Source organism: Marinobacter sp. KMM 10035 (assembly GCF_046537445.1).
In the GTDB taxonomy this organism is placed as follows: Bacteria; Pseudomonadota; Gammaproteobacteria; order Pseudomonadales; family Oleiphilaceae; genus Marinobacter; species Marinobacter sediminicola.
The window spans coordinates 250518-268968 of record NZ_JBBVMG010000003.1; the positions used below are offsets into that span (position 1 = coordinate 250518).

General features: G+C 55.1%; 18 protein-coding genes. 8 read left to right on the plus strand and 10 right to left on the minus strand.

What is annotated here, in order from left to right; all coding sequences use genetic code 11:
- Nucleotides 1-2: 2 nt before the first annotated feature.
- A complete protein-coding gene (locus AADB16_RS16665) occupies nt 3-1259 on the minus strand; it encodes a glutamate-5-semialdehyde dehydrogenase (protein ID WP_309044889.1) in 1257 nt (418 codons plus the stop codon).
- Between the two features lie 133 nt (nt 1260-1392).
- On the opposite strand from AADB16_RS16665, the gene AADB16_RS16670 reads away from it, so the two are divergent.
- From AADB16_RS16670 to AADB16_RS16680, 3 genes are read left to right on the plus strand one after another with little or no spacing between them, the layout of a single operon-like run.
- Entirely contained in the window at nt 1393-2409 is a 1017-nt protein-coding gene (locus AADB16_RS16670; RefSeq protein WP_309044890.1) for a GGDEF domain-containing protein, read from the plus strand.
- Nucleotides 2406-3404 carry a GGDEF domain-containing protein gene (locus AADB16_RS16675; RefSeq protein ID WP_309044891.1) on the plus strand — a complete coding sequence of 333 codons (999 nt, stop codon included), beginning with the start codon at nt 2406-2408 and terminating at the stop codon, nt 3402-3404. The genes AADB16_RS16670 and AADB16_RS16675 overlap by 4 nt, the downstream gene beginning before the upstream one ends.
- Nucleotides 3401-4852 carry a bifunctional DedA family/phosphatase PAP2 family protein gene (locus AADB16_RS16680; protein ID WP_410804904.1) on the plus strand — a complete coding sequence of 484 codons (1452 nt, stop codon included), beginning with the start codon at nt 3401-3403 and terminating at the stop codon, nt 4850-4852. Before AADB16_RS16675 ends, AADB16_RS16680 begins: the two co-directional genes overlap by 4 nt.
- A 5-nt stretch (nt 4853-4857) precedes the next feature.
- On the opposite strand, the gene AADB16_RS16685 is transcribed toward AADB16_RS16680, so the two are convergent.
- Nucleotides 4858-5436, minus strand: coding sequence for an LON peptidase substrate-binding domain-containing protein (locus tag AADB16_RS16685; protein ID WP_410804906.1), 579 nt, complete (start codon nt 5434-5436; stop codon nt 4858-4860).
- Entirely contained in the window at nt 5433-6686 is a 1254-nt protein-coding gene (locus AADB16_RS16690; protein WP_410804908.1) for an HDOD domain-containing protein, read from the minus strand. The genes AADB16_RS16685 and AADB16_RS16690 overlap by 4 nt, the downstream gene beginning before the upstream one ends.
- 168 nt (nt 6687-6854) lie before the next feature.
- Here AADB16_RS16690 and ilvD point away from each other — a divergent pair, with 168 nt between their 5' ends.
- Nucleotides 6855-8690: a dihydroxy-acid dehydratase gene (gene ilvD, locus AADB16_RS16695; protein ID WP_309044895.1), complete on the plus strand. Its 1836-nt coding sequence runs from the start codon at nt 6855-6857 to the stop codon at nt 8688-8690.
- 82 nt (nt 8691-8772) lie between these two features.
- On the opposite strand, the gene AADB16_RS16700 is transcribed toward ilvD, so the two are convergent.
- Both AADB16_RS16700 and AADB16_RS16705 read right to left on the minus strand, forming a co-directional pair.
- Complete coding sequence (locus AADB16_RS16700; protein ID WP_309044945.1) at nt 8773-9165, minus strand: peptidoglycan-binding domain-containing protein; 393 nt, start codon at nt 9163-9165, stop codon at nt 8773-8775.
- A gap of 123 nt (nt 9166-9288) precedes the next feature.
- Nucleotides 9289-10368, minus strand: coding sequence for an AI-2E family transporter (locus tag AADB16_RS16705; protein WP_410804910.1), 1080 nt, complete (start codon nt 10366-10368; stop codon nt 9289-9291).
- A gap of 115 nt (nt 10369-10483) precedes the next feature.
- Between AADB16_RS16705 and AADB16_RS16710 the strand changes: the two genes are divergently transcribed.
- Nucleotides 10484-10837, plus strand: coding sequence for a hypothetical protein (locus AADB16_RS16710; RefSeq protein WP_309044897.1), 354 nt, complete (start codon nt 10484-10486; stop codon nt 10835-10837).
- 145 nt (nt 10838-10982) lie between these two features.
- Entirely contained in the window at nt 10983-11882 is a 900-nt protein-coding gene (locus AADB16_RS16715) for a haloalkane dehalogenase (protein ID WP_410804913.1), read from the plus strand.
- Between the two features lie 7 nt (nt 11883-11889).
- Here AADB16_RS16715 and AADB16_RS16720 read toward each other — a convergent pair whose 3' ends face one another.
- The gene (locus tag AADB16_RS16720) at nt 11890-12678 is read right to left on the minus strand and encodes an acyl-CoA thioesterase (RefSeq protein WP_309044899.1); all 789 of its coding nucleotides are present in this window, start codon (nt 12676-12678) and stop codon (nt 11890-11892) included.
- A 196-nt stretch (nt 12679-12874) separates the two neighbouring features.
- Here AADB16_RS16720 and AADB16_RS16725 point away from each other — a divergent pair, with 196 nt between their 5' ends.
- Complete coding sequence (locus AADB16_RS16725) at nt 12875-14407, plus strand: DEAD/DEAH box helicase (protein ID WP_410804916.1); 1533 nt, start codon at nt 12875-12877, stop codon at nt 14405-14407.
- Here the strand turns inward: AADB16_RS16725 and AADB16_RS16730 are convergent.
- From AADB16_RS16730 to AADB16_RS16745, 4 genes are all read right to left on the minus strand, one after another.
- Nucleotides 14386-14901: a dihydrofolate reductase gene (locus AADB16_RS16730; protein WP_410804918.1), complete on the minus strand. Its 516-nt coding sequence runs from the start codon at nt 14899-14901 to the stop codon at nt 14386-14388. The genes AADB16_RS16725 and AADB16_RS16730 overlap by 22 nt on opposite strands.
- Before the next feature lie 197 nt (nt 14902-15098).
- The gene (locus AADB16_RS16735) at nt 15099-15938 is read right to left on the minus strand and encodes a thymidylate synthase (RefSeq protein ID WP_410804920.1); all 840 of its coding nucleotides are present in this window, start codon (nt 15936-15938) and stop codon (nt 15099-15101) included.
- Nucleotides 15935-16723 carry a prolipoprotein diacylglyceryl transferase gene (lgt, locus tag AADB16_RS16740; protein WP_410804922.1) on the minus strand — a complete coding sequence of 263 codons (789 nt, stop codon included), beginning with the start codon at nt 16721-16723 and terminating at the stop codon, nt 15935-15937. The genes AADB16_RS16735 and lgt overlap by 4 nt, the downstream gene beginning before the upstream one ends.
- A 10-nt stretch (nt 16724-16733) precedes the next feature.
- A complete protein-coding gene (locus AADB16_RS16745; RefSeq protein WP_410804924.1) occupies nt 16734-17531 on the minus strand; it encodes a sulfite exporter TauE/SafE family protein in 798 nt (265 codons plus the stop codon).
- 103 nt (nt 17532-17634) lie between these two features.
- Between AADB16_RS16745 and AADB16_RS16750 the strand changes: the two genes are divergently transcribed.
- A complete protein-coding gene (locus tag AADB16_RS16750) occupies nt 17635-18408 on the plus strand; it encodes an NRDE family protein (RefSeq protein ID WP_410804926.1) in 774 nt (257 codons plus the stop codon).
- Nucleotides 18409-18451 lie beyond the last annotated feature (43 nt).

Sequence of the window (18451 nt, forward strand, 5' to 3'; positions counted from 1 at the left end):
CATCAGGCCCGAATATGCCCATCGCCGAACACCACATACTTCTGCGAGGTCAGCCCCTCAAGCCCAACCGGCCCGCGGGCATGTATTTTGTCGGTGGAGATTCCAATCTCAGCTCCCAAGCCGTACTCAAAGCCATCCGCAAAGCGGGTGGATGCGTTGACCATCACGGAGCTTGAATCCACCTCGGTGATAAAGCGCCGGGCGCGGGTGTAATTCTCTGTGATAATGCTGTCGGTATGCTGGGAGCTGTAACGGTTGATGTGCGCAATCGCGCCATCCAACCCGTCCACCACTCGAATGGCCAACACAGGTGCCAGATATTCCTCCTCCCAATCCGCCACGGTGGCGGAGTTCATCTCCGGAATAATTTCCCGGGTTTGCTCGCACCCTCTAAGTTCTACACCCTTCTCAATAAACGCAGAGCTCAGCAGCGGTAACATATCAGCGGCAATTTCCTTATCCACCAACAGAGTCTCCATTGTATTACAGGTGCCATACCGGTGCGTTTTCGCATTAACCGCAACATTCAATGCTTTTTCAGGATCAGCATGGCTATCGATGTACACATGGCACACGCCATCCAGGTGTTTGATAACGGGCACCCGCGCGTCCCGGCTGATTCGCTCAATCAGGCCCTTACCGCCTCTGGGTACAATCACATCCACATAATCCGGCATGGTAATCAGCTCACCAACAGCCGCCCGATCCGTCGTTCTGATGACCTGCACAGCTGTTTCTGGCAAACCTGCATCGGCAAGCCCCCGGGCCAAACACAAGGCAATGGCCTGGTTGGAATGGATAGATTCGGAACCACCGCGCAAAATCGTGGCGTTGCCAGACTTCAAGCATAAGCTGGCAGCCTCAACCGTCACATTGGGCCGGGATTCGTAAATAATGCCGATAACCCCCAAGGGCACACGCATCTTGCCTACTTGAATGCCGGATGGGCGGTAGGTCATGTCGGTAATTGCACCAATAGGGTCTGGCAAGGAGGCAACCTGTCGCAGGCCTTCAATCATGGCATCTACCCGCGCAGGCGTGAGCTCAAGCCTGTCCAACATAGCAGCGTCCAGACCACTTTCTTTCCCGGCGGCAAGATCACGAGCATTTGCCTCAGCCAGCTCACTGCGCGCCGCATCCAGCGCCTCCGCCGTTGCCAGAAGCGCCCGGTTTCGCACTTCAGTGGTAGACCGGGCAACGAGTGTCGCCGCTGCCCGGGCTTGCTGCCCGACTTCGGTCATATAAGCTGCAATATCCATCCCTTTACCTTATGTATTTTTGCCAGAATTCAGTAAATAGAGGTTAACTTTACCTTTCCCGTTTCAAGTACGCACCCCAAACAGATATTATACCGTTGCGGTACAACGGGAACCCCGAAAAAGGACGAATACCATGGCCCAGACGGCCGATAAGTTTTTGCTGAACCGGTTATCACGCGCCAGCCTCGCCGTTTTTGTGGCAATTGCTGTTTTGTGCGCCTTATTGGGCGAGCCGCTTACCGCGGCAAGCGCCGCAGCTGCGGCGGGCGTTATTATCTGCGGGCGTAGCTTTCATCCCAGCCGAGGCACCACTCCATGGCCAATGGTTCAAAGGCTGTTTTTTGTAGCGCTTATCCTCCTGCTGATGAGCAGCTTCTGGACAGGCCCCTGGGCACTCAGTCACTGGCTCTACGGACTCCCGCTGGTTGTATTTGCCCTGATACCCCGCGGCATCGCAGCTCCCACAACCATTGTAATAGTAGCTCTTGCCGTGACCGCAGCCCATTGGGCAGAAGGCATAGCTGACCGACATCAGATGATCAGCGCCCTCCTGCTAACGGTACTGCTTTCTGCCGTGTTCATATTTTTGCGCGAGTATAAAACCCGCCAGCTAGCACCCCTGAGGCGCACAGATGAACTAACTCAAGCCGCCAGCCGGGAATATCTTTCTGCCGATCTGCACAAAGAAATTCAGCGCAGCGAGCGCGAGGGTACAGACATGTCGGTCATTATGATCGGCCTTGACGCCCATGCCAGCGACAACGATCCTGACGAAGACATCCGTTCAATTCTCCCAAGAATTGGCCGCTTTCTGCACTCTCAACTGCGGGATTTTGATACCTACTACCGGGCCGCAGACCTGCAGTTTCTGGTGATATTGCCGGGCATAGCCACTCAGGAGGCTACTCTCAGGGCAGAATCAATCCGCAAAGGGCTGGGAACACTGCTGGAAACCCACGGTATGAATCTGACCGTCAGTACTGGCATCGCCGGGCTGAACATTGGGGACAACGCCGACAGTCTCCAGCAGAGCGCCGCTAACGCTCTACGCAGAGCACAGCAACAAGGAGGCAACCGGACTCAGGCATATAGCACACGGTCACCGACTACACCCCCAACCCAGCCTCGTGCGGAGGGATCTGTACCATGACCGAAACCCGGCTGAGAACCTGGACTCACAGCATTGGCTATGGCATTGCCACCCTGTTTATATTTACCCTGGCTCTGCAAAACCTTCGATACGGCTTCTACGAGCTATTCTACCTTGCCGCTGGCATGGCCGCCCTGACCCTTGGCGGCATGGCCTACACACTCGTGAGTCGCCGGCGCCAACTCTCGGCACCAGGCCACCTGATTATTCTCGCAAGCCTGAACAGCGGCCTCCTGGCAGCGATGTTTACAATCGGAAGCACCAGCATTACCCACTGGGCAATGCCGTTGCTGCTGCTCAATCTGCTCATACTGCCCCTTCGCCACGCCCTGATGCTTTCTCTGCTACTGCTTATCCCAATGTCGATTCTGCTGTTTATAAAGCAGCCGGCAGCCGATGCGATTACTGCTGTCAGTGGCTTATTCATCATCCTGACGGTTGCTGCACTTTATATATGGCAGTATGACCACATGGCGCAATCTGCAGAAGATCTTGCCATTACTGACCCAGTTACCGGCGCTCACAATGCCCGTTTCCTTGACGAAACCCTGCAGAAAGAAATCAGCCGGGCCATTGCCACCGGTCACAACCTCTCAGTGATAAACCTGACCATTGATTACGCCGACGAGGCCTCTAAACTCTATGGCGAGCCAGGCATGCAAGCGCTGTTTTACAACATGACCCAACATCTTTTTGGTGTAATCCGTGCTGGCGACACTCTGTATACACTGAATGATTCCGAATTTTTCCTGATCTTGCCTTTCACGCCTGAAGAAGGTGTACGCGTCATTGCAGAACGCATCCGGCGCACAATTTCCGAAAGCGAATGGCCGGTAACGGGTACGGCTACAGTGAGTCTCGGCTGCACGACCCGTGGGAGCAGCGATACCCGCACCGACACCCTCCGAAATCGTGCCCATCAAGCCATGCTTGAAGCGCGCAAGCGCGGAGCTGATACGGCCTGGTTCAGCCCGGGAGAGACGCTCCGCACATGAGCAGCACCTGGCTTTCAGATCTGACTGCGTGGCTTAGCGCCAACCCCGGCTGGGTATCTCTGGCTTTATTCAGCACCGCATTTATTGAATCCCTGGCGATTGCCGGCATTCTTGTGCCCGGCGTTGCCTTCCTGTTCACCCTTTCGGTTATGGCTGCTCAGATAGACATGCCCCTTATGACCGTATTGGTTTGGGCTTGGCTGGGCGCAGTCAGCGGCGACACCGTAAGTTTTGCAATTGGCAGGCTGTTTCAGGGACGTCTGGCAAGTGTATGGCCATTAAACCATTACCCGGAACACATCAGAAAAGCAGAGACTTTCTTCCTTCTACATGGCGGAAAGAGCGTTATTATCGGGCGTTTTGTAGGGCCGTTGCGCCCTATAATCCCCCTGGTTGCGGGCGCTCTGCTGATGCCTTGGCGCCGTTTTCTGGCCTTCAACATTGGCTCAGCCATTGGTTGGGCACCGGCCTATATTTTGCCGGGTTTTCTGGTGGGCGGCGCACTGGCCAGCGAACTTCAGCCACCAGCGCATGTGTATTTGGTTACCGGCATCAGCTTGGCAACACTGGCAATCATCTATCTGGTTATCTTCCGCTTTCAACTGGGCCTTGGCGATAATAGTCGCCTCTACTTGTGGCTTCAGCGAAAGATGGCACAGTATGAAACAACGCATCGTTTTTGGCGTCTCTATTCCAACGAACGCCCAGCAAAAGAGAGCGAGTTTCCCCTTGCTTCACTTATGCTTGCTTTTGGTGCTCTTGCCCTGTTCATTCTCTGGGGCCAGCTCGCAACGATGACCGACGTGATCACGCCGTTCGATCAGCTGGTGATGCACTGGTTTAGTGATTTTCGCCAACCACTGCTGGATGCGCCCGTCATTGCCGCCACACTGCTTGGTGACCCTCCTGTTCTTATCGCTGCCGCCGTCCTCGCGTGCGCTGCATTGGCGTTCAGGGGCCACTATGCAGCGTCTGTGCATGTTTTCTCAGCCGCAATTCTGACAATTTTTCTGGTATGGGGCCTTAAATACGCCATTGGCTCAGTGCGTCCGGACCAGGTTGTAAATCCGCCATCATCAGGCTCTTTTCCCAGCGGCCACACGACAGGCATCACAGTGCTTTTCACTATGTTAGCCAGCTTCATAGCGGCAGAAACGCACACCCGGAAGCGCTGGCAAACCTACATACTGTTTTCACTACCGTTGATCCCTGTCGCCATCAGCCGGCTTTACTTGGGCGTACACTGGTTCAGCGATATTGTAGGGGGACTGCTACTCGGGTTGGCGATCACTGGCGCAACAAGGGCCAGCTTCAGCCGGTTTGACCGGGTGCCTATTTCTCTGGATGTATTAAGCGTAGGGGCAGCACTAGCCTGGCTGTTGTTTTGCGGGGGCTACATATGGTTCATGTGGTCTGGAGCCATACAGCATTACGCGCCAGCCCTTTGACGCTTTCAGCCCTCGTCAAGAGCATCCAGTAGCTCCTGCAGTCGAGCAAGGCGCGCCAATGGATCCTGCATTTCCAAAAGCTGCTGCTTATCCTGTTTGTCCAAAGGCAGCAGCTCCGTCAATCGCCAGCTGACATCGCGGGCATCCTCATAATCAACACTCATGCCGAGCTCATCGATCACGGGGTGTCGAAACAGGGCGCGCAGCACGGATGGCAACTCATGAAATGCAGTGGGAATGCCCGTACCGGGTTCAGCCGGCAAAAACTCCACCTCACCCAGATTCAGCCCATCATCCTGTTGCCAGGAATCCGTGATGGTCACCTTTGAATCGCCTTCAACGGTGATTCCCAGCAACCCGTTGTCTAACTTTTTGAAATCGACAATGCGCACATAGGTGCCTGTTTCATAGAAGGATGCCGTGCGGCCGGCTTCATTGCCGTTGCGCAGCAAACTGATAACAAACCCTTGATCCTCTTTCATGCAACGGCTCAGCATATCGATGTAGCGCGGCTCGAACAGCTGCAAGGGAATCCTGCCGCCAGGCAAAACAACGGAATTGAGTGGGAAGACAGGTACCTTCATCGAATCGACAGCAGCTGTTGCACTTCTTCAACTCGAGCTCGCGCTTCGGTGAGAAGCTCAAGGCTGCGGGATGCATTCAGCTCAAGGTTGCCCAACCTGCGATAGGCCGGCACGTCATCGAACGCAGGCAAACCTTCGTTCTGGCTTGATCCGATCATGGCGTGTAGCTGCGCAACAATAACCACATCAACCAGTTGCGGCTCGGCCTCACGGCTTTCGTACCTCCAGTCTTCCGCATGACGCACAGCTTCGACAAAGGCCGGCGGAAACGACCAGCTTCCCAACACTGCGGTACCCACGTCAGCCCGCAGTTCGCTGATGGCATTCTTCAGGTTGGTATCGTCAGCAAACAGGTTCACGTGATGTTCCGCCTGCACCAGAACGGGCACCACACCTATGTCGTGCAGCAAGCCCGCCAGCAGTGCCTCTTCCGGGTTCAAACGAGTTGCATGATCGGCCAACACCCAGCAAAGCGCTGCCACCTCTCGGGAATGGCGCCAGAGCTTCTCCATTTCCTTTTGCAATGATGGGTGCCGGCTTTTGAACACTTCCCGCATGGAAAACACCGTCACTAACTGCCGGGTTGTTCGCATTCCCAAACGCACCACAGTCTCGCGCACGTTGCGCACATCACTGAAGCCCCGATAAAGTGGGCTGTTACAGGCCCGCACCAGCTTGGCCGCCATGGCCGGATCGGCAGACACTGCGGTGGCCACTTCGTCGGCTGTGGAGTCATCCCGGTCTACCAGGCGCCGCACTTTCCAGGCCACATCGGGAACACTGGGCAATTTAAGCTGATTGGAGCGAAGCTCCGCGTAAAACTCCATCAATAGATGGTGTTCCTCACTTTCGCCATCCTGGCTTTCGCCCGAATCCATCTCTACCTGTGCCACTGGCGCCGAACGCAATAGCTGGTTGAGTACATCCTGTTCCACCACGAGAAACTCGCAATTTTTAACTGCCGTCACGTCGTACATTCTTGGCTGCAGTCTGGCGATGGGATTCAACGCCTGGTCGGTTTCAGCTTCAATAACCGATTTGCGCCCATCTACTGACTCCAGCTCAACTTTCCCCGTTACCAGAAAATAATCAAGGCCGTCGCGCACACCACGTTCCAACACGCGCTGGCCAGGGCCGTGAGATCTGCGCTCCGCACGACTGGCCAGCACAACCAACTGATCATCAGTTAGCCGGTTCAGTGGCTGAAATTCCTTCAGGCGGCGCAGCGGCAGGCTTTCCTGGCTAGCCATAGATAATCTCCTAAGTTGGCTCAAAGCGGGAAATAGTGCTTTATAACATCTGTTAACGATTGTAACCATGACGCCGCAAAACAGCCATGCGCCTGGGGTCTAATCTGGTATCCTTTGCATCTGCACCAGCAATCACCCCTTTTACATACAGAGAGAGATCAGAACACCATGCCTCAGTATCGTTCGCGGACATCCACCGCAGGCCGTAACATGGCCGGCGCCCGCGCGCTCTGGCGCGCCACCGGCATGAAAGACGATGATTTCGGCAAGCCGATTATTGCCGTTGTTAACTCCTTCACACAGTTTGTGCCCGGGCACGTGCATCTCAAGGATCTGGGGCAGCTCGTATGCCGCGAAATTGAGGCTGCGGGTGGCGTTGCCAAAGAATTCAACACCATCGCGGTAGATGACGGCATCGCCATGGGCCACGACGGTATGCTTTACTCCCTGCCCTCCCGCGAAATCATTGCCGATTCGGTTGAATACATGGTGAATGCCCACTGCGCCGACGCAATGGTGTGCATCTCCAACTGCGACAAAATCACCCCGGGCATGATAATGGCAGCCATGCGTTTGAATATACCCGCCATTTTCGTATCTGGCGGCCCTATGGAAGCCGGCAAGACCAAGCTTTCTGAACACAAGCTGGACCTGGTGGATGCAATGGTGATAGCCGCCGACCCCACAGCCGACGATGAAAAGGTCGCAGAATACGAGCGCTCCGCTTGCCCAACCTGCGGTTCCTGTTCTGGCATGTTCACTGCCAACTCCATGAACTGCCTGGCAGAGGCCATTGGCCTGGCCCTACCTGGCAACGGCTCCATGCTTGCAACCCACGCCGACCGCGAGCAGCTATTCCTGAAAGCCGGTCGACAGATTGTGGAAAATACCAAACGTTATTACGAACAGGACGACGCCAGCGTTCTTCCTCGCAGTATTGCGTCCATGGCCGCATTCGAAAACGCCATGGTGATGGATATCGCCATGGGAGGATCCACTAACACGATCCTGCACTTGCTGGCAGCAGCTCAGGAAGGTGGGGTTCCGTTTACTCTGAACGAGATTGACCAGCTTTCCCGCAAGGTTCCGCAGCTGTGCAAAGTGGCACCCAACTCACCTAAATACCACATGGAAGACGTGCACCGTGCGGGTGGCATTATGGGGATTCTTGGCGAACTGGAGCGCGGCGGCCTGATCAACACCGATCTGCCAACGGTACACAGCAAAACCATGAAAGAGGCCCTCGAAACCTGGGACATCATGCGCTCCCCTCCCCCCGAAGTTGTCGAGTTCTACAAAGCAGGGCCGGCCGGAATTCCTACCCAGACCGCCTTTAGCCAAAGCACTCGCTGGCCCAGCCTGGACGGCGACCGTGAAGCCGGTTGCATCCGCTCCGTTGAACACGCCTACAGTGCCGAGGGTGGCCTGGCCGTTCTTTATGGCAACATCGCTATTGACGGTTGTGTGGTGAAAACCGCTGGCGTGGACGAGAGCATTTTTGTATTCGAAGGCAAGGCGAAAGTATTCGAAAGCCAGGACGCTGCGGTGGCGGGTATTCTGGAAGACGAGGTCAAGGCTGGCGACGTGGTCATTATCCGCTACGAAGGCCCCAAGGGCGGCCCCGGCATGCAGGAAATGCTTTACCCAACAAGCTACCTGAAGTCCAAAGGGCTGGGTAAGGACTGCGCACTGCTCACCGATGGCCGGTTCTCCGGTGGCACCTCCGGGCTTTCCATAGGACACGCCTCACCCGAAGCTGCGGCAGGTGGCGCAATAGGGCTGATCGAAGACGGCGATACCATCCTGATCGATATACCAGGACGATCCATCAATGTGCAACTGGATCAGCAGGAACTGGAGCGCCGTCGCGAAGCCCGCGACGCCAAAGGCTGGAAACCCGAACAGCCCCGCGACCGCGCTGTATCCGCAGCCCTGAAAGCATACGCACTGCTAGCAACCAGCGCTGATAAAGGCGCCGTAAGGGATCTGGAAAAGCTCGGCTGATCTGGAGCCTTACACGAAAAAGCCCGCACAGAACTTGCTATCTGCGCGGGCTTTTCGTTTTGATGTGCTTGTTGCGCCAGTCTTAAAACAGTGACCAGCCGCCATCTTCCTCTTCTTCAATAACCTCTTCTTCAACCGGCTCCGGATTGCTCGGCGCTGCTGCCTTGGCTTTCGCAGGCGCCGCTACGGTCGTATTAGCGGCAACATTAACGCTGATCATTCCCAACGCTTTTTTTGTCGCCTCATCCAGAATACCGTTCGCCTGAAGCCCATTTTCCTTCTGGAAACGAGACAGCTCAGACCGGGTGTTGTTATCTATTCCAGGGTTCACATTGGTAATATTGTACCCAGCGCCATGAAGGGCATTCTTGAGCGCAACCGTTTCATCAGCGAACGCAGCGGGCGCGAAACCCAGCACTGCGGTTGTGCCAGCTGCAACGACAAAGCGGCCTAAACGGGTAGTCGCGTATTTCATGATACTCACCTGCTTTACTCCTGATATCTCAACGATATCCGTTTCTTTCTTGTTATGTGGTGCCAATCTCCACAGGCTGAGGCGAACTGGTAAAAGCCTAACATACTTTTGTCTCATGTCGCCTTAACCGACATCGTCCCCGGTAGTTTCGACCTTTTGGGCCTCCTCGCTGAACTCACGAATAAAGATTCCCCAAAACGCCATGAATAATGCGGCAACCAAAGGCCCCATCACAAAGCCATTAATACCAAACATGGCCAAGCCACCCAGAGTGGAGAGCAGCACAATGTAATCCGGCAATTTTGTGTCCCGGCCGACCATAATCGGGCGCAAAAGATTATCCGCAAGCCCTATTACAACCACACCGAATATCGTAAGCACTACGGCGGGAACGATATCGCCTACAGCAGCGAGATAAATCGCCGCAGGCACCCATACCAAGGCTGCGCCAACTGCCGGAAGTAGTGAAAAGATGGCCATGACCACGCCCCACAACAAGGCGCCACTAATACCAAGAACCCAAAAAATAATGCCGCCCAATGCGCCCTGAATAATAGCAATCAAAAGATTGCCTTTAACGGTTGCCCGCGTTACCTCAGCAAACTTGGCAAACAGCAACCGCTCACGTTCATCACCCAGAGGAAGTGCGCGGATCATCAGCTCAATCAGCTTGCTTCCATCACGCAGCAGAAAGAACGACAAGTACATCATCAGAGCCAACCCGAGGAAAAATTGAAAGGTGTTCTGGCCAATACCCAAAGCCTGCTTGGCGAGAAACTGGCTACCACCCACGAATAAGCTAACCACGCGATCCCGGATTTCGCCGAAGTTGATATCAAACTGCGCAAGGAACGTCTGTATGCCCGGGAAAGACTTACTCACCTGATCAATATATTCGCCAGGCTTTATATTTCCGTCCTGAATTTGCTGATAGATCCCCAGCCCTTCACTCACCAGAGACGTCACCAGCAACAATACCGGTATAACCACGATCAGCATGCAAACCATTAGAGTTATCAAAGCATTTATATTTGGCCTGTCACCAAACCGGCGCACCAAAAAGATTTGAAACGGATGAAAGATCAATGCAATGGCGATCGCCCAAAATATGGGCCCGACAAAAGGCTTCATGAGCAACACGAAGGCAAGAGTTACACCGACCAGCATGGCAAGAAAAGTTCGTGTCTCAAGTTTTGCGTACATAATTCCGTTTTATCCCTCGCAGATTCAGTCGAATAATAGCCTAACACGACCGCATGGCCACTGAAGCATGCTTCAGGGTATAGTGGACTGTTGTTGATCAACTATTAAACAGGTTATGGTGTTGGATCTGGAAACCTTTACCACAGAATCGGCTCTGGACGCCGCGGCGGAACTGCGCCGAGTACTCGCTGCCAGAACCCATCGCAGAAAAGTGCTGGGCCAGGAAGTTATAGTGCCAGGACAACTGGGCGAAGCTCTGCAATTGCCGCGCATCATCAACCGGCTTCAAAGCAAACAGCAGCGGTTTCGGGACCAGGGGCTGGATGATTTCCAGGAACTCTGGCCAACACTATCAGCTTCAACCCGGGAAAAAGTGCTCGATGCAATCGGCTGGTATGACCCAAAAGACCTCAGCTGGGAAGACAAGCGCTCTAACCGCCGCCCAGCAGTGGCCCCGGACAATTCCTGATTCAAAGCCACAACGCACTGTTACGCAACTCAAACACAGCAACCTGTGAACTGATTTATCCTAGTGATTGAAGATTGTTGATCGGGCTCTGGATAAGCAAAGCCGGCAATGGTCACGCAACCAATCAGTCAGGACAGTCGATGGCATGCGTATTCTGAGAACCGATGAGAGCCGTTTCGCAGGTCTTCCGGATTACCCGTTCACCCCCAACTATATGGATGTAGAGCCCGGCCTCCGCATGCACTACGTTGACGAAGGCCCAGCTGGCGCCTCGCCTGTTCTTATGCTCCATGGAGAGCCATCCTGGTCGTATCTGTACCGCCATATGATCCCTATCGTCGCGGCTGAGGGCCACCGAGTGCTGGCACCTGACCTGATAGGTTTCGGAAAGTCCGACAAACCAGCATCTGTTGACGACTATACTTACGAACGCCACCTGGCTTGGCTCACGCACTGGCTGGAAGCTATGGATCTCCAGAATATCACTCTGGTTTGCCAAAACTGGGGTTCGCTTCTGGGCCTGCGCCTTGCTGCAGCACTACCAAACCGATTCCAGCGCATTATTGTAGGTAACGGCATGCTGCCAACCGGAGAAACCCGCGCGCCGGCAGCATTCAGCGTGTGGAAAGCCTTTGCTACCCACAGCCCCTGGTTTCCCGTTGGCCGAATTGTACAACTGGGCACCGAGCGAACCTTGAACAAACACGAGTTAGCAGCCTACGAGGCCCCCTTCCCTTCAGCAGAGTACAAAGCAGGGGCGCGGGCATTTCCAAAACTGGTACCTGTATCGCCTGGCGATCCGGCAAGCAGCGCCAACAAGGCCGCATGGAAAGTTCTGGAAAAATGGCGTAAGCCTTTCATAACCTGCTTCAGCAGCGGCGACCCCATCACCCGGGGTGGGGACCGCTATATGCAACGTCGCATCCCTGGCGCATTGGGGCAACCTCACATTACACTGCGCGGAGGGCACTTTTTGCAGGAAGACTCCCCCGAAGATTTCGCGCGAATCATTATTGACGCATTAAAGGCAGAGATGGCGGCCTGAGCTGCCATCAGCCAAAAACGGCGACCGTTTGACGGCTTAGTGCCAGCAACTCGCCCCGAGGTGTCCATACCCGGGCTTCGCAATGGCAATAGCCGTCTCCTGACTGATCAATCGTCGCCTTGTACAAAAGCCAGTCGTCCGCTTTCAGCGCCGGCCTGGGATGAATAATATCCAGCGCCCAGGTTAGCGAACTGGCTGGTACGGCCGATTTAAAATGTTGGAGAATCGCTGGAGGCCAGGCATCAACCAGCGCCACTATATGAGCATCTGTAAGCTCTTCAGGCTCTTTCCGGAAGCGCATCCACCCTCCCATTTCACGCCCACCCACACCGCTGAACGGCATGCCCCCATATGCCCAACGCATCTCTATGTGTCTAATAAACCCGGGGGTCACACCTTCAATGAAAGGCAGTTCCTGGCATTTATCTACCGGATTCGCGTCCGGAGCCGATTCACCCTCCAGCCGCACAATCGATTCCCGGTGGCCGGCAAATGCACCAATACACACCACCCGAGGCTCTCCGTTCTGAACAATTCTCCCCTCGACCTGGGTAACAGCTCTCCCCTCACGTAAAATTTGAACATCGAAAACGGCTGGCACTTCTGCCTCTACCGGCCCGACAAATGATACGCTCATGGACCTCATTGGCCTGCCATCTACCACCGCATGGTCCATGCGATCAAAAACCAGGGCAGCCACCAAGCCACCAAAGGTTGCACGCCCCTGGGCCCAGGTTGCAGGCATCTCCAGCTCTTTGCCGGCACGGCCAGCAGCAATCAGTTCATCAAAGGTCATAGCGCTTCCCTGTTAGCAACCTACCAGTCAAAATGAAAGCCTGCACAAAACACGAAAACAATGCAATGGCAGTGCCCCGGCAACTACCTACACAGCATGAAAGATTTCACGTATTAAATTAGACCAAAAGCGGTTATAATATCGCCACATATGCATTGCCCGGCAATGCTTTACCTCCCGAATACCGAGTAAATCAATGTCTGAATTGTCCTTTGCCGAACTGGGGCTTGATCCAGCCGTACTTGAAGCTGTATCTGCTATTGGCTACGAAACCCCAACGCCCATCCAGGCCCAGTGCATTCCTGCACTGCTCGCTGGCAAACATCTACTGGGCGTTGCCCAGACCGGCACGGGTAAAACCGCCGCCTTCGCATTACCGCTGCTAAGCAGAGTTGATGCATCTGTAACTGAACCTCAAATTCTGGTTCTGGCCCCAACCCGGGAGCTGGCCATCCAGGTGGCGGAGGCTTTTACCTCCTACGCTACAAAATTTCGCAATTTCCACGTACTGCCAATTTACGGCGGTCAGGACTTTTATCCCCAGATCAAAGGCCTCAAGCGTGGTGCGCAGGTTATTGTCGGCACACCGGGTCGTATGCTCGACCACCTGCGCAAAGGCACCTTGCGCCTGGGCAACCTGAAGGCACTTGTGCTGGACGAAGCCGACGAAATGCTGCGCATGGGTTTCATTGATGATGTAGAAGCCATTCTGGCCAAAACGCCAGCTGACTGTCAGCGTGCATTGTTCTCTGCCACCATGCCACCGCAGATCAAGAAGGTTGCCCAAACCTACCTGCGCGACGCAGTAGAAGTGAAAATCGAGAGCGAAACCCGCACCGTTGAGCGTATTTCTCAATATTTTCTGCCGGTTTATGCAGAACGTAAGCTCGACGCTCTGACCCGCATTCTGGAAGTGGAGCCAACCGAAGGTGCAATTATTTTTGTACGCACCAAGGCTGAAACCACTCTTCTGGCCGAGAAGCTCAGTGCCCGTGGGCACGCAGTAGCACCTCTGAACGGTGATCTGAACCAGCGTCAGCGCGAGCAGACTGTTGAGGATCTGAAGCGCGGCAAGAAAGATATTATCGTTGCAACGGACGTTGCCGCTCGTGGTCTGGACGTACCCAGAATCACTCACGTTATCAACTATGATGTGCCGTATGACACCGAAGCCTACATCCACCGGGTGGGTCGTACCGGCCGCGCCGGTCGCGTAGGCAAGGCTATTCTTCTGGTCACCCCACGTGAGCGGAGCTGGTTGCGCACACTTGAGCGCGCGACCAACTCGCCTATGATGGCTTATGAACTGCCCTCGCCGGTTGAACTGAAGAAAATGCGCGAAGAGCAGTTTGAAACCCAGCTATTGGGCTATGCTGAAGACAAAAAGCTCGCCAAGTCCATGGCACTGCTGGATGAGATCGCGGAGCGCAACGAGATGGACATTGCCATGGTTGCGGGCGCTTTGGCGTGCTGGATGGAGGCAATGCAGCCTGGCTTGCTACCCCTGGAACAGCCAGAAGCCCTGCCAGTAGTGTCTGCTTCTGCACCTGCTCGCCGTGATCGCAAAGGTGGTGGCGGCCGCCCGGGTGAATTCCGCAAAGGACCACCCAAAGGTGGCTACAAAGGACGCGGCGGCCCTGGCGGCGCTGGTGCCCGTGGCAAGCCACCCGGCAAAGGCGGCAAGCCGGCAGGTAAGCGGCCTCCTCGTCAATCTGACGCCAAGCGCTGATAGACGACGAAGCTGTAGTCGTAAGGATTGTTATCGGACGCGGAGAAATCCTCCCGTCCGATTTCTTCCCACTCATCCCAGTTCACTTCCGGGAAATAGGCATCGCCATCCACTTCGGCGTGCACCTGAGTGATATAGATGCGGTCTACCATGGGTAGCGCTTCTGTGTAGATTTGCCCTCCCCCGATTACCATTACCTCATCGACACCGTCCAGTTCTGCCTGGGCTTCGGCTTTTATCAATGCCTCATCCAGTGATTTTGCGCTGACGGTTCCTGCGGGGGCTTCCCGGTCTGCGTTTCTTGAAATAACAACGTTCATTCTGCCTGGCAGTGGTCTGCCGATGGAATCCCAGGTTTTACGGCCCATTATGATGGGCTTGCCCATGGTGGCTTGCTTGAAGTATTTCAGGTCGCCCGGTAAATACCATGGCAGGTTGTTGTTCCGGCCAATAACGCGGTTTCGGGACATAGCAACAATCAGAGCTTTACGCATGCTTGAGTTCCTTTGATTCCGGCTCGGAGCCGGCCTCGCACTTCAGGTTGGGGGGCTGCAAGGGTGCGGGAAGGGCTGTCCAAAAAACGCTGTGAATACGTCCGTGTACACTTGGCTCCGCCATCCATGGCTCCGCACATTTTTGGACAGCCCTTCCCGCACCCTTGCGATCAAACTATGGGAGAAGCCTGCCTTATTTATATTGCGATAGGGGCTTTGATTCCGGGATACGGGTTGTAACCCTCAAACTCGAAATCTTCCAGTTCGTAGTCAAAGATTGAACTCGGCTTACGCTTAATGGCCAACTTAGGGAGCGCTTTTGGCTCGCGCTTTAGCTGCTCGAAAACGATGTCATCGGTGAGATGATTTTGATACAGGTGGCAATCGCCAAAGGTATGCACAAACTCGCCAACTTCCAGATCACACTGCTGCGCAATCATATGCGTTAACAAGGCGTATGACGCAATGTTGAAGGGTACGCCCAAAAAAAGATCTGCACTACGCTGATAAAGCTGGCAAGAGAGCTTGCCATCGAGCACGTAGAACTGGAACAGGCAGTGGCAGGGTGCCAGTGCCATCAGGCCTTTCTCGGCGTTTTCCTGAGGGCCAATCGATTCATCCGGAAGCTCGGCCGGATTCCAGGCGGATACGATCAGGCGGCGGGAGTTTGGCTTTTTGCGGATCTGGTCGATCACTTCGCTGATCTGGTCTACCACGCGGCCGTCCGGGCACTCCCAGCTTCGCCATTGCTTGCCGTAAATCGGGCCGAGGTCGCCGTTTTCCAGTGCCCACTCGTTCCAGATGGAGACTTTGCGCTCTTTCAGCCAGTTGTTGTCTGTGGAGCCTTTCAGGAACCAGAGTAGCTCATAGATGATGCTGCGCAGGTGGACTTTTTTGGTGGTGACCAAGGGGAAGCCGTCTTGGAGATTAAAGCGGATCTGGCGTCCGAAAACCGAGCGGGTGCCAACGCCGGTGCGGTCACCTTTGTCGAATCCGTTGTCCACTACGTCGCGCATCAGGTCGAGATAGGCTTTCATTCCGCGTTTCTCCGGTAAGCAATGAACATCAAGGCCAGGCCGGCCAGAAGCATGGGTAAGGACAGCACCTGCCCCATGGTGAGCCAGTCGAAGGCCAGATAGCCTAGCTGGGCATCTGGTTGGCGCACAAATTCCACTAAAAACCGGAATACGCCATAGCAAACCAGGAACAGGCCAGACACAGCCATTCTGGGGCGCGGTTTGGCCGAGAACCACCAGAGAATAATGAAAAAGAGCACACCTTCAAGGGCGAACTGGTAAAGCTGGGAGGGGTGTCGTGCGAGCGCATCCGGAGCCTGACGGAAGACCATGCCCCAGGGCACATCCGTTGGTTTGCCCCAGAGTTCGCCGTTGATGAAGTTACCGATTCGCCCTGCTCCCAGTCCCACAGGCACCAGAGGTGCAACGAAGTCGGCAAGGTGCCAGAAGCCGGTACCGATTTTGCGACCGTACCACCACATGGCAAACATAACGCCCAACAGTCCGCCGTGGAAGGACATGCCGCCTTCCCATACTCGCAAAAGCCACAGGGGGTCTGCCAGGAAGGCGTCAAAGTTGTAAAAAATTACGTAGCCAAAGCGCCCGCCCAGGATAACCCCGAGCGCCAGATAGAACAGCAGGTCGCCCATCTGCTCCTCGGAAATCGGAGAGCCGGGTTTGCGGGCGCGCAGGCGGCCCAACCACCAGCCTGCAACAAAGCCGACGAGATAGGTCAATCCGTACCAGTGTATCTTGAGCGGCCCAAGGGAAATGGCCACCGGGTCTATCTGTGGATGCTGGAGCATCAATAACCTCTCAACTTAAAAGAAAACGTAGGCCAACCATTAGCAGCAGGATGGCGAACACGCGTTTCAGGGCTTTGGCGTTAAGCCGGTGTGCCAGGTTCGCTCCCACGCGAGCAAACAGCACACTGGTAAGAATAATCCCGATCAAAGCCGGCAAATAGATATAACCAAGGCTGTATTCCGGCAGGGCCGGCTCGCCCCACCCCGTCCAGGCATTGCCCACAGCACCGGCAACCGCAATTGGCAATCCGCAGGCGGCGGAGGTGCCTACCGCCTGCTGCATACGAACATTGCTCCAGCTCAGGTAGGGCACAGTAAGCGTTCCGCCGCCTATCCCGAAAATCGCTGAGGCCCAGCCAATACCTGCACCCGCACCTGCAAGGCCGGCTTTGCCTGCAACATTTCGGCCTGGCGAGGGGTTTACCTCGAACAGCATTTTCAGCCCGACCAGAATGACAAACACACCGATAATAAGTTCCAGCATAGCTCCGCTTAGCAGGGCAGCTGTCCAGGCGCCTATAAGCGCGCCAGCAACGATACCGAAGGCCATCGGCCGGAATACATCCCAGCGGATAGCCCCATGACCGTGATGCGAACGAATGGAGCTGAGGGATGTAAACACGATGGTCGCAAGTGAGGTGCCAACGGCCATGTGTGCCGCAATTTCCAGACTAAAATCCTGAGCCCCGAAACTGAAAATCAGTACCGGCACGATAATAAGGCCGCCACCAATCCCGAAGAGGCCTGCAAGAGTGCCAGCAAACGCGCCAAGCACCATATAGATGGCAAATACGGATAACAGGGACATACACTCTCACACATCCGGTAAAACAAGGCTGGTATGATACACACCGGCCGTGGCAACTTCACCACAAGCAGCACCCCTATCACCCACTGGAGAGCAACGTCGCATGTGCCTGATCGCATTTTCCCTTGGCCAGAGCGCCCGTTATCCGCTGGTGGTAGCCGCTAACCGGGATGAGTTTTTCCGAAGGCCCACCGCACCTCTGGACTGGTGGACTACTGAAAACGGCAACCGAGTGCTCTCCGGCAAGGACTTACAATCCGGCGGCACCTGGCTGGCCGTTTCCCCTGAAGGGCTTGTCACTGCGGTAACCAATGTTCGCGAGGGGTCGCCGGAAGCCGGGAAAATCAGTCGCGGTGAGTTACCGTTGCGAGCACTTGAGGAATCGGAACTGCAAATGCAAAGGAGCCTTGAAGGCACATCTTCCCGCTACGCAGGGTTCAATCTGGTTCGTATCGGCGACACGTCTGGTTGGTACTACAGCAACAGAGATGCTCACCCGGGCCGCAGAATTTTCCGTGGCACCTATGGCCTGAGCAATCACCTGCTCCAAACGCCCTGGCCCAAGCTTTTGCGCCTCAGGGAAGCGGTTGGCCACACAGTTAAATCTGCAGGGAAGAATACAGACACTCTGCACAACGATCTTACCAGCCTGCTGCAAGACACCACACCCGCACCAGACCACCTGCTCCCGAATTCCGGCGTGCACCGTGATACCGAACGTTTTCTTTCATCTCCATTTATAACAGGAACAGAATACGGCACCCGCGCAACCACCGTAATCAGCGTCTCGATCACCGGCGACATCCACGTTAGTGAACAGAGTTGGGTACCCGACGGACGCCCTGCGGAATACCGGCAATTCCACTGGCAGCGATAGCGCTCAGCCTCTGATATAATCCGCGAAATTCGTCCACCCGATC

What these genes read in the sequence shown, in the direction of transcription:
- AADB16_RS16735 (WP_410804920.1), bottom strand. Translation starts at nt 15,938, where the DNA reads ATGAAAGCCTATCTCGACCTGATGCGCGACGTAGTGGACAACGGATTC.
- AADB16_RS16710 (WP_309044897.1), top strand. Translation starts at nt 10,484, where the DNA reads ATGGTGTTGGATCTGGAAACCTTTACCACAGAATCGGCTCTGGACGCC.
- AADB16_RS16705 (WP_410804910.1), bottom strand. Translation starts at nt 10,368, where the DNA reads ATGTACGCAAAACTTGAGACACGAACTTTTCTTGCCATGCTGGTCGGT.
- AADB16_RS16730 (WP_410804918.1), bottom strand. Translation starts at nt 14,901, where the DNA reads ATGCGTAAAGCTCTGATTGTTGCTATGTCCCGAAACCGCGTTATTGGC.
- AADB16_RS16690 (WP_410804908.1), bottom strand. Translation starts at nt 6,686, where the DNA reads ATGGCTAGCCAGGAAAGCCTGCCGCTGCGCCGCCTGAAGGAATTTCAG.
- AADB16_RS16675 (WP_309044891.1), top strand. Translation starts at nt 2,406, where the DNA reads ATGACCGAAACCCGGCTGAGAACCTGGACTCACAGCATTGGCTATGGC.
- AADB16_RS16725 (WP_410804916.1), top strand. Translation starts at nt 12,875, where the DNA reads ATGTCTGAATTGTCCTTTGCCGAACTGGGGCTTGATCCAGCCGTACTT.
- lgt (WP_410804922.1), bottom strand. Translation starts at nt 16,723, where the DNA reads ATGCTCCAGCATCCACAGATAGACCCGGTGGCCATTTCCCTTGGGCCG.
- AADB16_RS16700 (WP_309044945.1), bottom strand. Translation starts at nt 9,165, where the DNA reads ATGAAATACGCGACTACCCGTTTAGGCCGCTTTGTCGTTGCAGCTGGC.
- ilvD (WP_309044895.1), top strand. Translation starts at nt 6,855, where the DNA reads ATGCCTCAGTATCGTTCGCGGACATCCACCGCAGGCCGTAACATGGCC.
- AADB16_RS16745 (WP_410804924.1), bottom strand. Translation starts at nt 17,531, where the DNA reads ATGTCCCTGTTATCCGTATTTGCCATCTATATGGTGCTTGGCGCGTTT.
- AADB16_RS16750 (WP_410804926.1), top strand. Translation starts at nt 17,635, where the DNA reads ATGTGCCTGATCGCATTTTCCCTTGGCCAGAGCGCCCGTTATCCGCTG.
- AADB16_RS16685 (WP_410804906.1), bottom strand. Translation starts at nt 5,436, where the DNA reads ATGAAGGTACCTGTCTTCCCACTCAATTCCGTTGTTTTGCCTGGCGGC.
- AADB16_RS16720 (WP_309044899.1), bottom strand. Translation starts at nt 12,678, where the DNA reads ATGACCTTTGATGAACTGATTGCTGCTGGCCGTGCCGGCAAAGAGCTG.
- AADB16_RS16680 (WP_410804904.1), top strand. Translation starts at nt 3,401, where the DNA reads ATGAGCAGCACCTGGCTTTCAGATCTGACTGCGTGGCTTAGCGCCAAC.
- AADB16_RS16665 (WP_309044889.1), bottom strand. Translation starts at nt 1,259, where the DNA reads ATGGATATTGCAGCTTATATGACCGAAGTCGGGCAGCAAGCCCGGGCA.
- AADB16_RS16715 (WP_410804913.1), top strand. Translation starts at nt 10,983, where the DNA reads ATGCGTATTCTGAGAACCGATGAGAGCCGTTTCGCAGGTCTTCCGGAT.
- AADB16_RS16670 (WP_309044890.1), top strand. Translation starts at nt 1,393, where the DNA reads ATGGCCCAGACGGCCGATAAGTTTTTGCTGAACCGGTTATCACGCGCC.